Source organism: Pedobacter sp. GW821-FHT01D05, assembly GCF_059422505.1.
Window position 1 is genome coordinate 184,528 of record NZ_JBWKXA010000004.1, and the last position, 17,270, is coordinate 201,797.

14 protein-coding genes are annotated in these 17,270 nt (G+C 39.1%); 8 read left to right on the forward strand and 6 right to left on the reverse strand.

All coding sequences use genetic code 11. The annotated features are described in order from the left end of the window. Nucleotides 1-199: 199 nt before the first annotated feature. Together AC07VK_RS15865 and AC07VK_RS15870 are read right to left on the reverse strand one after the other, a co-directional pair. Complete coding sequence (locus AC07VK_RS15865) at nucleotides 200-2,716, reverse strand: zinc-dependent metalloprotease (protein ID WP_492961648.1); 2,517 nt, start codon at nucleotides 2,714-2,716, stop codon at nucleotides 200-202. 91 nt (nucleotides 2,717-2,807) lie between these two features. Further along, nucleotides 2,808-3,896 carry an aspartyl protease family protein gene (locus tag AC07VK_RS15870; protein ID WP_492961650.1) on the reverse strand — a complete coding sequence of 363 codons (1,089 nt, stop codon included), beginning with the start codon at nucleotides 3,894-3,896 and terminating at the stop codon, nucleotides 2,808-2,810. Between the two features lie 210 nt (nucleotides 3,897-4,106). Between AC07VK_RS15870 and AC07VK_RS15875 the strand changes: the two genes are divergently transcribed. Genes AC07VK_RS15875 through AC07VK_RS15890 form a run of 4 tightly spaced genes read left to right on the forward strand, consistent with a single transcriptional unit; the run spans nucleotide 4,107 to nucleotide 8,077 of the window. Then, on the forward strand, nucleotides 4,107-5,435 hold the full coding sequence (locus tag AC07VK_RS15875; RefSeq protein WP_492953880.1) for a D-alanyl-D-alanine carboxypeptidase: 1,329 nt from the start codon (nucleotides 4,107-4,109) through the stop codon (nucleotides 5,433-5,435). Nucleotides 5,436-5,465: 30 nt separating this feature from the next. Next, nucleotides 5,466-6,491, forward strand: a complete 1,026-nt coding sequence (locus tag AC07VK_RS15880; RefSeq protein WP_492961652.1) for a glycosyl hydrolase family 18 protein — start codon at nucleotides 5,466-5,468, stop codon at nucleotides 6,489-6,491. Nucleotide 6,492: 1 nt separating this feature from the next. Continuing rightward, nucleotides 6,493-7,539: an aminotransferase class I/II-fold pyridoxal phosphate-dependent enzyme gene (locus AC07VK_RS15885; protein WP_492961654.1), complete on the forward strand. Its 1,047-nt coding sequence runs from the start codon at nucleotides 6,493-6,495 to the stop codon at nucleotides 7,537-7,539. A gap of 37 nt (nucleotides 7,540-7,576) precedes the next feature. Beyond that, complete coding sequence (locus AC07VK_RS15890; protein WP_492953877.1) at nucleotides 7,577-8,077, forward strand: phosphoglycerate mutase family protein; 501 nt, start codon at nucleotides 7,577-7,579, stop codon at nucleotides 8,075-8,077. A gap of 176 nt (nucleotides 8,078-8,253) precedes the next feature. On the opposite strand, the gene AC07VK_RS15895 is transcribed toward AC07VK_RS15890, so the two are convergent. The 4 genes from AC07VK_RS15895 to porX all read right to left on the reverse strand — a co-directional run bounded on the left by AC07VK_RS15895 (nucleotide 8,254) and on the right by porX (nucleotide 12,527). Then, complete coding sequence (locus tag AC07VK_RS15895) at nucleotides 8,254-8,937, reverse strand: M15 family metallopeptidase (RefSeq protein ID WP_492953876.1); 684 nt, start codon at nucleotides 8,935-8,937, stop codon at nucleotides 8,254-8,256. 161 nt (nucleotides 8,938-9,098) lie between these two features. Continuing rightward, nucleotides 9,099-10,325 carry an alanine dehydrogenase gene (locus AC07VK_RS15900; RefSeq protein WP_492961656.1) on the reverse strand — a complete coding sequence of 409 codons (1,227 nt, stop codon included), beginning with the start codon at nucleotides 10,323-10,325 and terminating at the stop codon, nucleotides 9,099-9,101. A gap of 73 nt (nucleotides 10,326-10,398) precedes the next feature. Next, the gene (tsaE, locus tag AC07VK_RS15905) at nucleotides 10,399-10,815 is read right to left on the reverse strand and encodes a tRNA (adenosine(37)-N6)-threonylcarbamoyltransferase complex ATPase subunit type 1 TsaE (RefSeq protein WP_492953874.1); all 417 of its coding nucleotides are present in this window, start codon (nucleotides 10,813-10,815) and stop codon (nucleotides 10,399-10,401) included. Between the two features lie 158 nt (nucleotides 10,816-10,973). Continuing rightward, a complete protein-coding gene (porX, locus tag AC07VK_RS15910) occupies nucleotides 10,974-12,527 on the reverse strand; it encodes a T9SS response regulator signal transducer PorX (RefSeq protein ID WP_057931049.1) in 1,554 nt (517 codons plus the stop codon). A gap of 111 nt (nucleotides 12,528-12,638) precedes the next feature. Here porX and AC07VK_RS15915 point away from each other — a divergent pair, with 111 nt between their 5' ends. The 4 genes from AC07VK_RS15915 to lpxA all read left to right on the forward strand — a co-directional run bounded on the left by AC07VK_RS15915 (nucleotide 12,639) and on the right by lpxA (nucleotide 17,247). Then, complete coding sequence (locus tag AC07VK_RS15915; RefSeq protein ID WP_492953873.1) at nucleotides 12,639-13,862, forward strand: HD domain-containing protein; 1,224 nt, start codon at nucleotides 12,639-12,641, stop codon at nucleotides 13,860-13,862. A 121-nt stretch (nucleotides 13,863-13,983) separates the two neighbouring features. Beyond that, entirely contained in the window at nucleotides 13,984-15,060 is a 1,077-nt protein-coding gene (gene lpxD, locus AC07VK_RS15920; protein ID WP_492953872.1) for a UDP-3-O-(3-hydroxymyristoyl)glucosamine N-acyltransferase, read from the forward strand. Then, the gene (locus AC07VK_RS15925; protein ID WP_492953871.1) at nucleotides 15,050-16,462 is read left to right on the forward strand and encodes a bifunctional UDP-3-O-[3-hydroxymyristoyl] N-acetylglucosamine deacetylase/3-hydroxyacyl-ACP dehydratase; all 1,413 of its coding nucleotides are present in this window, start codon (nucleotides 15,050-15,052) and stop codon (nucleotides 16,460-16,462) included. The genes lpxD and AC07VK_RS15925 overlap by 11 nt, the downstream gene beginning before the upstream one ends. Then, nucleotides 16,462-17,247, forward strand: a complete 786-nt coding sequence (lpxA, locus tag AC07VK_RS15930) for an acyl-ACP--UDP-N-acetylglucosamine O-acyltransferase (RefSeq protein ID WP_029274294.1) — start codon at nucleotides 16,462-16,464, stop codon at nucleotides 17,245-17,247. Before AC07VK_RS15925 ends, lpxA begins: the two co-directional genes overlap by 1 nt. Nucleotides 17,248-17,270 lie beyond the last annotated feature (23 nt).

Consider the following 17,270-nt stretch of genomic DNA (forward strand, 5'->3'; position numbering starts at 1 on the left):
TCTGCTGCAATAGATCTCTCCATTCCGTTTCACTGCAGTCGAGATGACGTCCCTTTATTAAAAGTCCTGCGAGGTTTGGACAAAAAAAGCGGAGCAATCAATTTAATGATCTGCTCCGCTTTGTAATTTTGAATGAGTGAGTTATTGAATTTGGATAGTGCACCGCCCTATCATCCTCTAATTCAACCCCTCCATCATTTTATTTCTTAGGATCTAAAATATCTTTAATTCTGATATTCAAATCTTCGTAATGTGCTTTGGTAATGGCATCACCTGCTGCTGCTCTAGCCTTTGTGGTCGCCAATAAGGTTTTTAACTCTGCTCTAACAAGTGGTCTGATATCAGATAAACCCACATTGATTGGCGTTAAACCGTAACTTGCTGCATAATCTACAGGGAAACCAACCGGAAGTTCTGCTTCTTTGGTCATTAAATCTTGTAAACGGTCTACATAAGCACGTTGTAAATTACGTTTAAAGGCATCTGCTCTTCCTGCAACAAAAACCGACGATCTCAAGTCCGTAAATAATTCAGGTAAGGTGTATGCTTTTGCCGCACCGTTTTTAGTTTCGTTATCTAACAAACGAGCGATACGCGAAGCAGATAATAAATTGCCTAAAGTATTAGCTTGAACATTTTTAATGCGGTTTAACAACACGCCATTATCAAATTTACTGAGTTGATCATTGCTGATTAACCAAAGTGGGGTAGTAAATAATTGTTGATTGAAGAAAGCAACAGCTTCTTTTTGTTTTGCTTTAGGCAAATAAGCATAAACGGGCCCTTTTTGCTCGTAGGTTTTAAAGTTTTCACTTAATCCACCCACGTTTGTTGCCACATGCCCCATGTAACGGTTAAACTGGCCAACAATTTCGGTGTAGATTTCTTTTAAATCGCTATAGTCCTTACCTTTTTGATAGGTCCATTTTTCTACGTTAGGTAAAATACGTTTTAAGTTGGCAATACCATAAGTACTTGCTTTCATTGCGTTGTCGCCCAAATCTTCGCTCTGCAAACGAGGATCTAATGAAGTTCCCTGACGACCATAAAAATACAAAGGATTACCTGCGTTTTTCAATGTCCATTGGTCTAAAATTTCTTTTTCCTGTTCTGCGGTTTTGTTTCCAGGAATCCAAGAATATCCCCATTTCACCACCCATTTATCGTATTCTCCAATTTGCGGGTGAAGCTTGGTTACGCCATCACCAGGTTGAGCGATGTAGTTAAAACGCGCATAATCCATAATAGATGGTGCAGTTCCATGTTTATCTGTAAACGCTTTTGAACGTAATGAATCAACCGGGTAAGCATAGCTCGAGCCAAAGTTGTGTGGCAAACCTAGAGTATGGCCTATTTCGTGTGAAGAAACAAAACGGATTAATTCGCCCATTTGCGCATCCGTAAATTTAGCTTTACGTACTTCAGGATTAATCGCCGCTGTTTGTACAAAATACCAGTTACGCAACAGGTTCATCACATTATGATACCACCCAATGTGTGTTTCTAAAATCTGCCCGGTACGTGGATCGCTGATGTGTGGCCCGTAAGCATTTGCAATATCTGAGGCAAAATAACGAACAACCGAATATCTCGAATCTTCTACGCTAAATTGAGGATCTTGTTGAGGTGTTGGCGCCTCTTTACCTATAATGGCATTTTTGAAACCTGCCGCCTCAAAAGCTACCTGCCAGTCGTTAATCCCCTGGATTAAAAACGGCACCCATTTTTTAGGCGTAGCAGGATCTATGTAAATTACAATCGGTTTTACCGGCTCTACCAATTCGCCACGTTTGTAAGCGTTGGTATCCTTTGGAACCAAATTCCAGCGGTGAATGTAAGCGGTACGCTCTGCCTTTTGTGCGTTACTTCCATAATCAATTTGAGATTGGCCAAAAAAACCAACCCTGCTATCCATTATTCTGGCTTTTACAGGTGTTTTCGGCAATAATAACATCGATGTATTAAATTCGAAAGTAACCGCACCATTACTATTATCGGTCGGAGATTCTGCTGCGCGGTAAGTTTTAGCTGTTTTTACTTCAACGTTAATCGGGAAAGTTTTTACCGTATCGATATAAGAACGTGTTGCATCGTACATGGTAACTTTATAAGCCTTACGGATCTGGTCGGTAGCGCCAATGGCCATTACATCACCGTTATAAAAATCGGTCACATCAATTACAACGCCTGTTGTATCTTTGTTATAAGCTTTAATTTCAAAGCTGGCTAAGATCTGTGCAAGATTAGAATTTTGTACTGATTCGTACATATCGCTGTTTGGATCGGCCTTTGTTGAATAGCTTGGTACGCGGATGTAAACCTGTTTACCTCTACGCTCCCATTTCCATACCTGCTCATTTAATTGTTCACCTCCATATTGCTGGTTGCCAACTTTTACTCCTGCTGGTACTTTTGCCAATCGGGTAACCACAAGCATTTCGCGGTTGATCATCGAATCTGGTATCTCAAAATACCATTTATCGTCTACCTTGTGTGTTTTGAATAAGCCGTTGGTTGTTCTCGCTTTTGCTGTAATTACTTCAGAAAATGGTTTAATTCCTTCTTTTTTGGGTGCTGCTGCCGGGGCTGCAGTTGGAGCCGCAGGGGTAGCCCCTTTTGTCGTTTTAGATTTTTTCTGGGCATATACCGAACCTGATCCGGCTACACCAAGTACTACGATACCTGCGAGGGCAAGTATCTTAAAGTTTTTCTTCATGTGTATAAAAAGTTAGTTTGCTTGGCAATAAGAGGTTAAAGTTAGAACCTTGTTACACGACAATTCTTTTGTAACTGGAAAATTACGCTTTTCAGATCCTCTTTTCAAGGCGAACTACTTTAAAAAAGACTTGATTATCCCTAAAAATCTCAAAAATTACATTTCTATCTGCTTTTGATTTAAACATTTCAGTAAGTTCATTTAAAGAGTAGGCATCTACACTTTTGAAATTTACCGCAATAATTTCATCATCAGGACATAATCCAGCTCTTTCTGCCGGACTATTTTCGTCTATTTCTCCAATCAGAACTCTTTTATACTCTTTCTGATCGAGGTAAAGCACCATACCTAACATATCGTGTTCGAAAGGGGTTTTGCTTAAACCATTAGGCTTAACATAAATAAAACCTCCCTGGTAGTTAAACTGAATATTAAATTTCCGCAGCAAATCCGCTCCGACATTACCATTCCGTTTAGATAAATCGATCTTATCTGCAATACTCTTAAAATCAGGGAATCCTGCAACAACGTCTTTAAAAACATAGCCGGCTACATTAAACTTGTCTACACGGCCAACATATCCCTTAATCTGACCGCTAAGACTCATCCCTAAATTTGCCTTGATTTTTTTTTCAGGTAGCGGGAATTCGGTTCCATAGAGCATTTCGAGCGACAAAGCATGGCTGGCGCCTGTGTCCATTAAAAACCTGGCTTCAACTGTTTTACCGCCAGGAACATCAACAGTGCCTAAAACATAGGGTTTCTGATTCTCAATCTCAATGGGTATTTTTTTGCCGCGGTATTTAATTTTGGCATCGTGATCATAAATAATCAGCCTATGTTCACTATATCTTATATCAACAATAAAGCTGTTAAAAAAACTGAAGCCCAGCAAGCCGTAAATTTTCAGTCCCAAATGCCCCGACAGGTTAAAGAGATCTTCTTTTAAGATTGCTGTTGGTATATTCTTAATGCTCGTACTGCCTACCTTAACATCCAGACTTTGAGAAACATATGCTTCAACTGTTTCAATACCCAAACCAGATACTTTAATTTTACGGAGTTTACTAAAATTTAACGAATCGATAATCGATGGATCGGTAATAATCATCGGTCCAACTCCTGTATCAAGAACAAAATCATAAGGCCCCTTACCATTTACATACACCGGGATAACCATTAGGTTTTTGATGCACTTAAAAGTAATTGACTGTTTTTGCCGGTTTCTTTTAAAAAGGAATTCCTGGCCAAACCCAGAAAAAAAAAGAAATACCAACCCCAAACAAATTGTTAGTTTGCGTAAACAGATTATTACACCGGGGTTATATTTGGTTAACATTAAACTAAATTTAATAAATTAGTTGATAATTATGTCCCCTAAATTTAGAACATGTTTCCCTTAAAAAATCATAATTTTATTTTTCTTGCGTTTGCGCTATCTATTTGTTTGTTAACAAGTTGCTCAACCAATAAAATCATTTCAAAAAAAGTAGCTAAAGAATTTAAAAATTCTCCCGTAATCAAACAATATCAGGTTGGCTTCGCCCTTTACAATCCTGCAGATAAAAAAATGGTTTTTCAGAAAGATGCCGATAAGTATTTCACCCCGGCATCTAACACCAAACTTTATACTTTTTTTGCGAGCTTAAAAATGCTGCCAGATTTGATGCCAGCTTTAAAATATATTGAACAGAATGATTCATTGATTTTTTGGGGTACAGGCGATCCATCTTTTTTACAGTTTGCAGTAAAAGACAAATCGGCATACAATTTTCTTTTGGCTTCGAACAAAAAACTATTCTTTTCTCCCGGAAGATATTCTGGCAGTTTTTTTGGCGATGGCTGGTCGTGGGATGATTACGATTATTATTATCAGCCAGAAATTACCGAAATGCCAATTATGGATAACATGGTTACTTCTACTTATGCCAGTTCAAATAAAATCAATATCGAACCACGGGTTTTTGCCTCCTGTTTCGAAATAGATTCTACAAAAAAGACGGGCAGCTTTCAGGTAAGCAGAGATTTTTTAAGCAATCGCTTTCATTATCCCGCCGTTTCAGTGCAACCAGGCTACAATCAGCAAAACCCATATAAAACCAGTGTACAGGCTACTGTTGAAATATTAGCAGATACCCTGCACAAACCTGTCAGCATTATAAACTTAAAAATACCATCGTATGCTAAAACTTTATGGGGCGCAAAACGTGATTCTGTTTTAAAGCACATGATGCTACCCAGCGATAATTTTATCGCCGAACATTTGTTATTGGTTTGCTCCAACCAGATTGGCGATACGTTGAGTACAACAAAAGCTATCGATTACATTACAAAAAACTACCTTTCTTTTCTGCCTGATAAAGTAAAATGGGCTGATGGATCTGGTTTGTCCCGTCAGAATTTATTTACGCCGCGTGATAATGTATACCTCCTTGATTCAATTTACAGGTTGGTAAACAATCCGGAAAAGCTGTTTAGTCTGTTACCTGCAGGTGGTAAAAGCGGTACTTTAAAGAACGCTTACCCCAAAACCGACAAACCCTTTGTTTTCGGAAAAACAGGTTCGCTCGGGGGTGTTCATAATCAAAGTGGATATGTACTCACAAAAAAGGGTAAAACGTATATTTATTCTTTCATGAACAACAGCTTTGTAAAACCAACTGCCGAGGTACGTGCAGAAATGGTGAGGATAATCACTTATATACACAATACTTTTTAAGCATATGTAGCATCAAAAAATACCTAACCTATGAAAAAATTCAACTTATTTATCGGCATTTCTACCCTGCTTATCATATCCTCTTGTAAGAAAAATGACCCCATAACCGATCCAACTGGCCCTCCTACCCCTACTACACCATATATACCCGACAATAGCTTTAAAATTGTTAGCTATTTTCCAAGTTACCGAGATCCAGCCAGTGTTGCCGATTCGAAGTTCAAAATGATAACGCACCTCTTTTATGCTTTTCTAAATCCCAATGCCGATGGAAGTTTAGCTGCGTTGGAACAACCCGGCCGATTTACAACAGTAATGCAAAAAGCAAGAGCAAATGGCGTAAAAACAGGCATTTCGATATCAGGTACGAAAAGTATTTTTGTAACCATGGCGGCATCTGCAACGGCGAGAAACCTGTTTGTAAAAAATGTGCTAACTTTTGCCAAAACAAATAATCTGGATGGCGTAGATATGGATTGGGAATATCCAAGCACCAGCGATGGATCGGCAGATAATTACGTGCTGCTTATGAAAGAACTTTCAGATTCGCTGCACAAACACCATAAATTCCTTAGTGCGGCCATAACCCCCGGTGTATACGCCGGCAGTATCCGGGATGGATTAAAATCGGAAGTTTTCCCTGCTGTAGATTTCTTTAATATTATGGTGTATGATGGCATTGGCTGGGATAAAAATGAGCCTATACAACACGCATCCTATAATATGGCCGTTGCCAGTTTAACTTATTGGTTAAACACCCGAGGCATGCCAAAGGAGAAAGCCGTTCTGGGTATCCCGGCTTACGGCAAAAACGCCAGTAACTCGGCTAAGGCCTACCGCGATTTTGTAACAGCAGGGGCCGATGTAAGTTTAGATAATGCATCAATTGATGGCGTTCAATTTTACTTTAATGGAACCATAACCACCAAGAAAAAAGCTAAACTCGCTAAAGATATTGCAAATGGAATCATGTTCTGGGAATTCTACCATGATGACAATGGCGATAAATCTATTATCCGTGCTGCAAATGATGAGCTTGGAAGAAACTACAATTAATATGAAGCCTAACTTTAAGTCGATTGATCAGCCTTTTTCTAATCACATAAATATTGAGGGGAACACCTATTTATATTTTGGGGGAACAGCATACCTGGGCATTCCCAAAAATCAGGACTTCATTAATCTGTATATCGAAGGGATTAAAAAATTCGGTTTAAATAACGGAACAAGCCGTACCAACAACATTCAGCTTGGCATTTATGATGATGCCGAAAAAGTAGCTGCAGCACGCTACGGAGCAGAAGCCGCACTAATTACTTCAAGTGGATATTTAGCTGCACAGCTTACGGTTAAAGCTTTATCGAAATTAGGCCAGGTAATTTATGCCCCCGCTACGCACCCCTCGCTTTGGTTAACCGAAAATCAAACCAGGAGTTTAATGCCGTTTAAAGCATGGGAACAGGCAACAATTGAAAGGATAAATGTATCCGAAGAAAAAAATTGGGTTTTGATCAGCAATTCGATGAACAATCTAATGCCCGAAATTTATGACTTCGGCTTTGTAAAAGAAATCCACATGGATAAAAATATAATGCTGCTTGTTGATGATTCACATGGAATAGGCGTAAACAACAATGGAATGGGGGCTGTTTTGAATCTTCCCAAGCAAGAAAACATCGAAAATGTAGTGGTTGCCTCCATGGCAAAAGCATTGGGGGTAGATGCTGGTATTGTGTTGGCCTCAAATAAAATCATCAATAAACTTAAAAGTACAAATTCGTTTATTGGCGCTTCTCCACCAAGCCCCGCCGCACTTTATGCATTTATCCATGCTGAAGAAATATACAACAGAGCGTTAAACAAACTGAAAAACAACATGCTGATGTTTGAATCTGCATTAAATCTTACCTGGAAACACGAACACGGTTTTCCTGTATATTTGCTGGGCGATGTTAATTTCTCAGAACGCCTTCTGCAAAGGCAAATCTTAATTTCATCTTTTCCCTATCCAAATCCTAGCGACGCGCCTTTAGATCGTATAGTGCTTTCCTCCTGGCATGAAAAAGAGGATATTGAAAGGCTGATAACAGCTATAAATTTTTAACCTTTCCTTATCCAATTAATTTTTGAATATTTATCACATGAAAAAACTGCTTGTATTACTGTCGTTAACGCTTCTCTTTGCTAATGTAATTTCTGCACAAACCACTAATGTTTGGATTGTTAGGCACGCGGAGAAAGATAAATCGAACCCACAGGATACCAACCCTAATCTCTCTGATGAAGGAAGAATAAGAGCAGGCGATTTAGCAACTTACTTAAAAAAGGTAAAATTTGATGTTGCTTTTGCCACGCCGACAAAAAGAACGCACCAAACATTGGATTCATTGGTGATTCCGAAGGTAATCGATTATAAAGACATTAAATCACTTGTAGACAGCATTAAAACCAATTACATTGGCAAAACCATTATTGTAGCAGGCCATTCTAATACCGTACTCGAAATTATTGAAGCCCTTGGTGGCAAAAAGCCTAAAGAGGAATTAACAGATGATGATTACGATTACATTTTTGAACTGGCTGTAAAAGAGGATAAAGCGAAGGTAAAAATGGAACAATACGGGAGGCCGCATCATTTATAGTTTGTGAGGTAAGGTGTTACCACCTGACAATTGGAGCGCTAAATTTAGAAGATGATAACATCTTACACCGAGAAAAGGGTAGATTTCTCCGTTCCACTGCGTTCCAGTCGAAATGACGAAACTAATTTGGTATGCTCCCAGCCTAATGAACTAATGACTATTGAACAAATTTACCTCTAAAGCTTCTCAAAGGGAATATCCATTAAATCGTACTTTTTCCAACCGGCAAAATCATAGTGCCACCATTCGTTCTCCAGTACATTCATCTGATATTTACCCATTATAGCGATCAGAAAGTCGCGATTCTTCTTAGCCTCTGGCGATACCTTGTCATATTTTGCCGCAGCGGCAGCCGAGAAACTGTCGTAAGGTGTTGGCATTGTTATTTCTTTACCTGTTTTTAAATTGATCAATGTTAAATCTACCGCGCAACCTCTGTTGTGTTTAGATCCTTTTGCCGGATTCGCCACAAAATTTTTATCGCTGGCCTTTTTATAAAACTCAACGGTAATAGCATAGGGCCGATAGCCATCGAATATTTTTAAGCCATATCCTTTTTTACTTAATTCCTTTTGGATTTTTTTTAATGATTCTACCACTGGTTTTCGGGCAAAAGCCCTTGCCTGTTTATACATGACCTGCTGCATAAAATTATGCTTAGTGGCGTAGCGGATTTCAAGCTTAATATTGGGAATGGCTTTTTTGATTTCAACCAATTCGTTATTCGGATCTGTTTTTACAGATGCGAGGTACTGATTATAAGAACTTACCACCGCCAGTTTTTTTACGGCAACAGGTTTGTTTTGAGCGCTAACAACGACTGAGAAGAAGAAAAATAACGTAAAGAGGTTGAATTTCATATAAATTGGTATTTAGCATACGTCATTACTGCTATAAGTCAAAACGATTGTCAGTCTGAGCCTGTCGAAGACCTTTACATTTAAATAACGAACAAAATGTCCTTCGACAAGCTCAGGATGACATTTCGTTCATTTATCAATAGGCTCGTTACTGCAAAGTTTTACTGATTCGAAACGACCAACAATTCAAGGTCTTTAAATGGCAGATTGAACATATCGGCCAGATCTTTATTGGTACAATTACCTTGATAAATATAAAGCGCTTCACGAATGCCCGGATTATTCCAAACCATGTTCATTAAACCTCCAAATTCACCAATATCCAATAAAATCGGAGCAAAAATGTTCGTTAAAGCGTAAGAGGCTGTTCTTGGCACACGCGAAGCAATATTTGGCACACAATAGTGAATTACATCGTATTTTCTAAACACTGGATTGGTGTGGTTGGTCACTTCAGAAGTTTCAAAACAGCCGCCCTGATCAATGCTTACATCAATTACCACCGAGTGTGGTTTCATGCGGGCAACGGTTTCTTCCATTACTATGCATGGACTACGCCCGTGGGTAGCTCTAATGGCACCTATTACTACATCGCAGGTTACAATAGCCTTATTCAAAACAATAGGTTGCATTACCGAAGTAAATACCCTGCTGCCCAAATTATTCTGCAGGCGGCGTAAACGGTAAATAGAACTATCGAAAACCTTAACCTCGGCTCCTAATGCCAAAGCTGTTCTGGCGGCATATTCGCCCACCGTTCCAGCGCCTAAAATAACAATCTCCGTTGGCGGAACACCAGTAAAGCCGCCAAGCATTAAACCTTTCCCGCCTGTAACGTTGCTCAGGTATTCTGCAGCAATTAAAATAGAGGTCGAGCCCACTATTTCGCTCATGGCGCGCACCACGCTGAGTACATTACCTTCATCGCGAAGATTCTCAAAACACAATGCGTTAATTTTTTTGTGCATCAACGCTTTTAGGTAATCCTGCTTTAGCGTTCCGGTTTGTAAAGAAGAAATAAGCGTTTGGCCCTTATGCATCATCTCAATCTCTTCCAGCATCGGGGGCGCAATTTTCATCAGGATATCAGCATCAAAAACTTCTTTTTTGTTGTAGGCAATTTTAGCACCCTGCTCAGCATACTCCGTATCAGAAAAATTAGCGCCGTTGCCAGCGCCACTTTCCAGCACAACACGGTGCCCATTGTTTACCAACAAGGCAACAGATAAAGGAGTTAGCGCAATTCTATTTTCCTGGAAAGAAATTTCCTTTGGTATTCCTATATATAGACTGTTTTTTTTATTTCTGGTTTCTAGCTTTGCCTCTTGCGTTTGTAGTAAACCCTGACGAGCTATATCGGCCATTCCTTCGCGTAATCCTGTAGCCATGTTGAATTAAAATTTTGATAGTTTTAGGTTGTTCAAGATAAGGAAAATCTGTTAATTTATTGATAACTAATTGTTATACCTTCGAAATTCTGAATAACCTGCGGTTTTCATCCAGCACATTTATCTCAATTTTAATATGTTTTTCGGGTAGTAACTCTTCCACTCGCTCAGGCCATTCTATTAAACAAACGCCACCACCATAAAAATATTCTTCATAGCCCAAATCATAAGCTTCGTGAATATCTTTTATTCTATAAAAATCAAAATGGAAAACCGAGCCGTTCGGACTTTCATATTCATTTACAATAGAATAGGTAGGGCTCGAAACCACATCGTCAACCCCTAAATGTTTACAGAAAATTTTAATGAAGGTTGTTTTCCCAGCTCCCATATCACCCTCAAAAATGAAGACTTTCTGGCCATTGGCGAAATCTGAAAGCTGTTGTGCAACAGCGGGTAAATCGGCTAAACTGTTAACTTCGATATCCATTTTAAAAAAATAAAGGCAAAAGTAATACATAATTGCATTGCTTTTGCCTTTTATAGGTCGTCATTTCGACCGTAGTGGAGAAATCTTTCCCGAATCATCTCATCAAAGATTTCTCCATTCCGCTGTGCTCCAGTCGAAATGACGAATTTATTTATGTTCTACCTCGGCGAATATGTCACCACCGGAATAATCATTTCCTCGAGTGAAATACCTCCATGCTGGAAGGTTTCATTATAGTAATTCACAAACTGATTATAATTATTCGGATAAACGAAATAACTATCCTCCCTTGCAAAAATATAACTGCTGCTGATGTTGATTTTAGGCAACAAAGCATCATGAGGGTTTTTAATCAAAAATACTTCTTTTGCATTAAAATTAAGGTTTCTACCTTGTTTGTACCTTAAATTGGTGTTTGTGCTCCTATCGCCTATTACTTTAACCGGTTTTTTAACCCGGATGGTCCCATGATCGGTTGTAATGATCACTTTTACCTTTTTCTGTGAGATTTTTTTCAATAAGTCCCAAAGTGGCGAATGTTCAAACCAAGATAAGGTTAACGAACGGTAAGCGGCATCATCATTGGCCAGCTCGCGGATCATCTGCATATCCGTACGGGCATGGCTTAACATATCAACAAAGTTGAATACTATGGCGTTGAAATCGTTCTGCAACAAGTTATTGGTCTGATCAACAAGATCTTTCCCCTGCTCAAAAGTGAGGATTTTATTATAACTGAATTTACAATCTTTTCTTAAACTACGCTTAATGTTATCTGCCAGAAAAGCTTCTTCGTGCATGTTTTTTCCACCCTCATCATCATCGTTCTGCCACAGCTGTGGAAAACGTTTCTCCATATCCAAAGGCATCATGCCCGAAAAGATGGCGTTACGGGCATATTGTGTTGCTGTTGGCAAAATACTGGTGTACATATCTTCTTCATCGATCCTGAAATATTCAGAAATTAGCGGATTAATGATTTTCCACTGATCGTAACGTAAATTATCGATCAGAATAAAAAAGACTGGTGTGGTATCGTTAATATGAGGAAATGCTTTTTTCTTTAACAGTTCATTAGAAAGCAAAGGAGCTTTATCTTTTTCTTTAATCCAGCCTAAATAATGTTCTTCGATAAATTTAGTAAACTGTGTATTGGCCTCCTGTTTCTGCATGGTTAAAATTTCATGCATCTGTGGGTCGTCGAGTTTTTCAAGTTCCAGTTCCCAAAAAACGATTTTTTTATACACATCCACCCACTCTTCGTAATTCAGCCTGTCGCCAAGCGTCATACCCAATCGGCGAAAATCCTGTTGATAAGCCATAGAAGTTTTCTCGCTTACCAGGCGTTTGTTATCAATCAGTTTTTTAATGGTTAACAAAACCTGCTTAGGGTTTACAGGTTTAATCAGATAATCGTCAATCTTACTACCAATCGCATCCTCCATTAAATTTTCTTCTTCACTTTTGGTAATCAGCACAACAGGAACATCCGGATTCAGGTTTTTGATGGCCGATAAGGTTTCAATTCCACTCATCCCCGGCATATTTTCATCCAAAAAAACCAAGTCAAAATGAGCTTTTCCAAATGCTTCCAACGCATCGTTCCCATTGGTAAATGTAGTTACATGGTAACCTTTATCGTTGAGCAATAATATATGAGGTTTTAATAAGTCGATTTCATCATCGGCCCATAATATTTTAGTTTCTTGCATGTTATTGTAAAAATAGATAAGTATTGCCTTTTAATTGTGGCAGGTAAATCAAACTATAAATAAAAATAGCAATTTTTGTACCGTATCTATCTATTTAACTATTTTTAACGATTGAACAAGAAGAAAATAATAAATGACCCTGTATACGGTTTCATCAGCATTCCGTCCGAATTAGTTTACGATGTGATCTCACATCCCTATTTCCAACGTTTGCGTTACATCAAACAGCTTGGAATGACTCATTTGGTTTACCCGGGTGCATTACATACGCGTTTCCACCATGCTTTAGGGGCCATGCATTTAATGAGTTTGGCCATAAACCTTTTAAGAAGTAAAGGACATACGATCACCGAGGGCGAAGAAGAAGCCGCCATTTTGGCCATTTTACTGCACGATATCGGCCATGGTCCTTTTTCACACGCATTAGAACATTCTTTAGTAACCGGAATTAGGCATGAAGATATTTCGGCAAAACTGATGCGCGATTTAAATGCGCATTTTAATGGTCGACTAACACATGCCATCGAAATTTTTAATGGTACTTACCCTAAAAAGTTTCTACATCAATTAATTTCCGGTCAGTTAGACCTCGATAGAATGGATTATTTAAACCGTGATAGCTTCTTTACGGGTGTTAGCGAAGGCGTAATCAGTTTCGATCGGATTATCAAAATGTTTAACGTTTACGATGATGACCTGGTTATTGAGGAGAAAGGCATTTATTCTATCGAGAAATTTTTAATTGCCCGCCGACTGATGTACTGGCAGGTTTATCTGCACAAAACCGTTATTGCTGGTGAGATGATTTTGGTAAAGCTATTAGAACGTGCAAAAGAACTATCGGCTGCTGGAACTGAGTTATTTGCTTCACCATCGTTAAATTATTTCCTGAAAAACGATATTAACGAGGCTAATTTCTTTTCTCAGCATGAAAATCTCGAGCATTTTACCAACCTGGATGACCAGGACATTTATGCGGCAGTTAAGGTTTGGACCAAACATCCCGATAAAATTTTGTCTACTTTATGTAAAATGCTTACCTCAAGAAACCTATATAAAGTAGAAATGGGTAACGAAAAGGCAAGTGAAGACCGCGTAAACTTTTTGCAGGATGCGGCCATTAATTTATTAGAAATCAAGCCCGAAGAAGCAAGGTATTTTGTTTTTACTGATTCGATCCAAAACCGCGCATATAACGCTGGGGTTGGAAATATTAAGATTTTGATGAAAAATAACGACATTGTTGATATTGCAAAGGCATCTGATTTGTCTAATCTTGAGTCGCTCCAGAAAACTGTAGAAAAATATATCCTCTGTTACCCCAGAGGGATTTAAGGTTATTTAACAAAATATTTAACTTTTAGTGCCGTTTTAAGTCTTATTATTGTGTAAATATACACCCTTTAACCTGAGCAGGTTTTTTTGTTCATATCAATTTAACATATACCTTTGTACGATGCAATTTACTGCCACGCAGATAAGTCAGTTTCTAAACGGTTCCATTGAAGGTAACCCTGATGTAGCCGTTACCGAACTTTCTAAAATAGAAGACGGAAAGGAAGGCTCTTTGTCTTTTCTTTCGAACCCTAAGTACGAAAACTTCTTGTATTCTACTCAGGCATCAGTCGTTATCGTATCAAAGGATTTCGCCCCTACGCAACCATATACCAGTACATTAATACGTGTAGAAAATCCATATAGCGCTTTTACAATCTTGTTGGATAAATATAATGAAGCTGTTAACGCCCAGACCGCACAATCTGGAATTGATAAACTTGCATTTGTTCACCCCACAGCGAAAATTGGCAAAAACGTGTTTATAGATGCTTTTGCCTATGTTGCCGAAAACGTAGAAATTGCAGATGGCTGTAAAATAAATGCGCAAACCTTTATTGGCGCGAATTCTAAAGTTGGCGAAAGCAGCACTTTTTTCCCTGGTGTAAAAATTTATCACAATTCGGTAATCGGCAGCAGGGTTGTTATTCATTCCAATACCGTTATTGGAAGCGATGGTTTTGGTTTTGCCCCACAAAAAGACGGTACTTACAATAAAATCCCTCAGATTGGAAACGTTATAATTGAAGATGACGTAGAAATCGGCGCAAATACAACTGTAGATCGGGCAACAATGGGATCAACAATTGTAAAAAAAGGTGCAAAAATCGACAATCTGATACAGATTGCACACAATGTGGAGATTGGCGAGAATACGGTTTTAGCCGCACAGTCGGGTATATCAGGAAGTACAAAAATTGGCCCTAACAGTGTTGTTGGCGGGCAAGTTGGTATAGCAGGGCACTTAACATTAGCTAAGGGCACTCAGATTGGCGCCCAGGCCGGCATAAATTTTAATATTACAGAAGAAAATAAACAATGGCATGGCAGTCCGGCGCAACCTTTGCGCAACTGGATGCGTGCCTCAGTAATTTTCAAACATCTTCCAGATGTAGAAAAAAGAATAAATGCGCTCGAACAGGAATTGAAAAAGCTCACAGCTGAACTGGAAAAGAATACAATACACAATGAACGTTAGACAGAAAACGATTAAACAAGAAATATCTGCATCTGGTGTTGGTTTACACACAGGCGCTAATGTTACTTTAACATTTTGCCCGGCCCCCGAAAATCATGGCTTTAAATTTCAGCGTATTGATTTAGACGGCCACCCGATTATTGAAGCCGATGCAGATAACGTTACCGATACCTCACGAGGCACCACGCTTACCCAAAATGGCGCCAGCGTTAGCACTGTAGAACACGTAATGGCATCGCTGGTTGGTATGGACCTCGATAACGTACTCATTAAACTTGACGGACCGGAAACACCAATTATGGACGGGAGCTCTATCCAGTTTGTTGATTTACTGGAAGAGGTAGGTACAGTAGAGCAAAACGCAGATCGCGAGTACTTTACTATTCCCCATAACATTACTTATACCGAAGAAGATAGAAAAGTAGAAATTGTAGCGATGCCGTTAGACGATTATCGTTTTACGTGTATGATCGATTACAATTCTCCTGTTCTGGGCAGCCAGCACGCCGGCATTAATACCATTGCAGAGTTTAAGAAAGAAATTGCTTCATGCCGCACCTTCTGTTTCTTACACGAATTGGAATACCAGTTATCGCACAATTTAATTAAAGGTGGAGATTTAAATAACGCTATTGTAATTGTAGATAAAGAGGTTACGAAGGACGAATTGAGCCATTTGGCCAAATTATTTAACCGTAAAGATATCGATGTTGCCCCACAAGGGATTTTGAACAACATGGAACTGCGTTATCAAAACGAGCCCGCCCGTCATAAACTATTAGATATGATTGGCGATTTAGCTTTGGTTGGCATGCATTTAAAAGGCCATATTATGGCTGCCCGCCCAGGCCACGCAGCCAACGTTGCCTTCGCAAAAAAAATTAAAGCCGCAATTAAAAAAGAGAAAAACAAAAAAATACAAAAGGTTTACGATCCAAGTGCAAAACCATTATATGATGTTGTTCAGATTATGGACATTTTGCCTCACCGCCAACCGTTTTTATTTGTTGATAAAATATTAGAACTTTCTAAAAATCACGTAGTGGGCGTTAAAAACGTAACCATGAACGAGGAGTTTTTTAAAGGTCACTTTCCTGGTGCACCGGTTTTTCCCGGCGTAATCCAAATTGAGGCTATGGCTCAGGTTGGTGGCATTTTAGTGTTAAGCACCGTACCAGATCCCAGAAATTATTTAACCTATTTCTTAAAAATAGATAACGTACGTTTTAGGGCCCAGGTTCTTCCTGGCGATACTATTGTTTTCCGCTGCGATTTACTTGAACCGATCAGAAGGGGCATTGCCCAGATGAAAGGCGTAGGTATGGTTGGCGAAAAAATCGTTGTCGAAGCCGAAATGATGGCTCAAATTTCAAAAGTTAAACAAGCAGAACCCACCCAATAATGATACAACCTTTAGCATACATACATCCTCAGGCAAAGATTGCCGAAAACGTGGTAATCGAACCTTTTGTAGTGATACATAAAGACGTTGTAATTGGTGAGGGAACCTGGATCGGATCGAACGTTACCATTATGGATGGTGCACGTATTGGTAAAAACTGCCGCATCTTTCCTGGCGCCGTTATTTCTGGCGAACCGCAGGATTTAAAATTTGCCGGCGAAGTTACCACTGCAGAAATTGGCGACAATACAACTATCCGCGAATGTGTAACCATTAACCGTGGTACAAAAGATAAATGGAAAACGACTATCGGTAGCAATTGTTTAATTCAGGCATACTCTCACATCGCGCACGACTGTGAAGTTGGCAACAACTGTATTTTCTCGAACAGTACTACTTTGGCTGGCCACATTACCATTGGAAACAATGTAGTTTTGGCAGGTTTGGTTGCGATACATCAATTTGTTAAAGTGGGCTCTTATGCTTTCGTAACCGGAGGTTCATTGGTGCGTAAAGATGTTCCCCCTTATGTAAAAGCAGCACGCGAACCACTTTCCTATGCAGGCATTAACTCTGTGGGTTTGCGCAGAAGAGGTTTTACCAACGAGCAGATTGATGAAATCCAGGAAATTTACCGTGTACTTTTCGTAAAACACAATAATGTAACTAAAGCTTTAGACATGATCGAAGCCGAATTTAAACCAACGGAAATCCGTGATGAAATTGTAGATTTTATCCGTAATTCTAACCGCGGTGTAATGAAGGGTTTCGGAATGGGAAGCTAATTAAGGTAGAAGGCTGAAGGGTT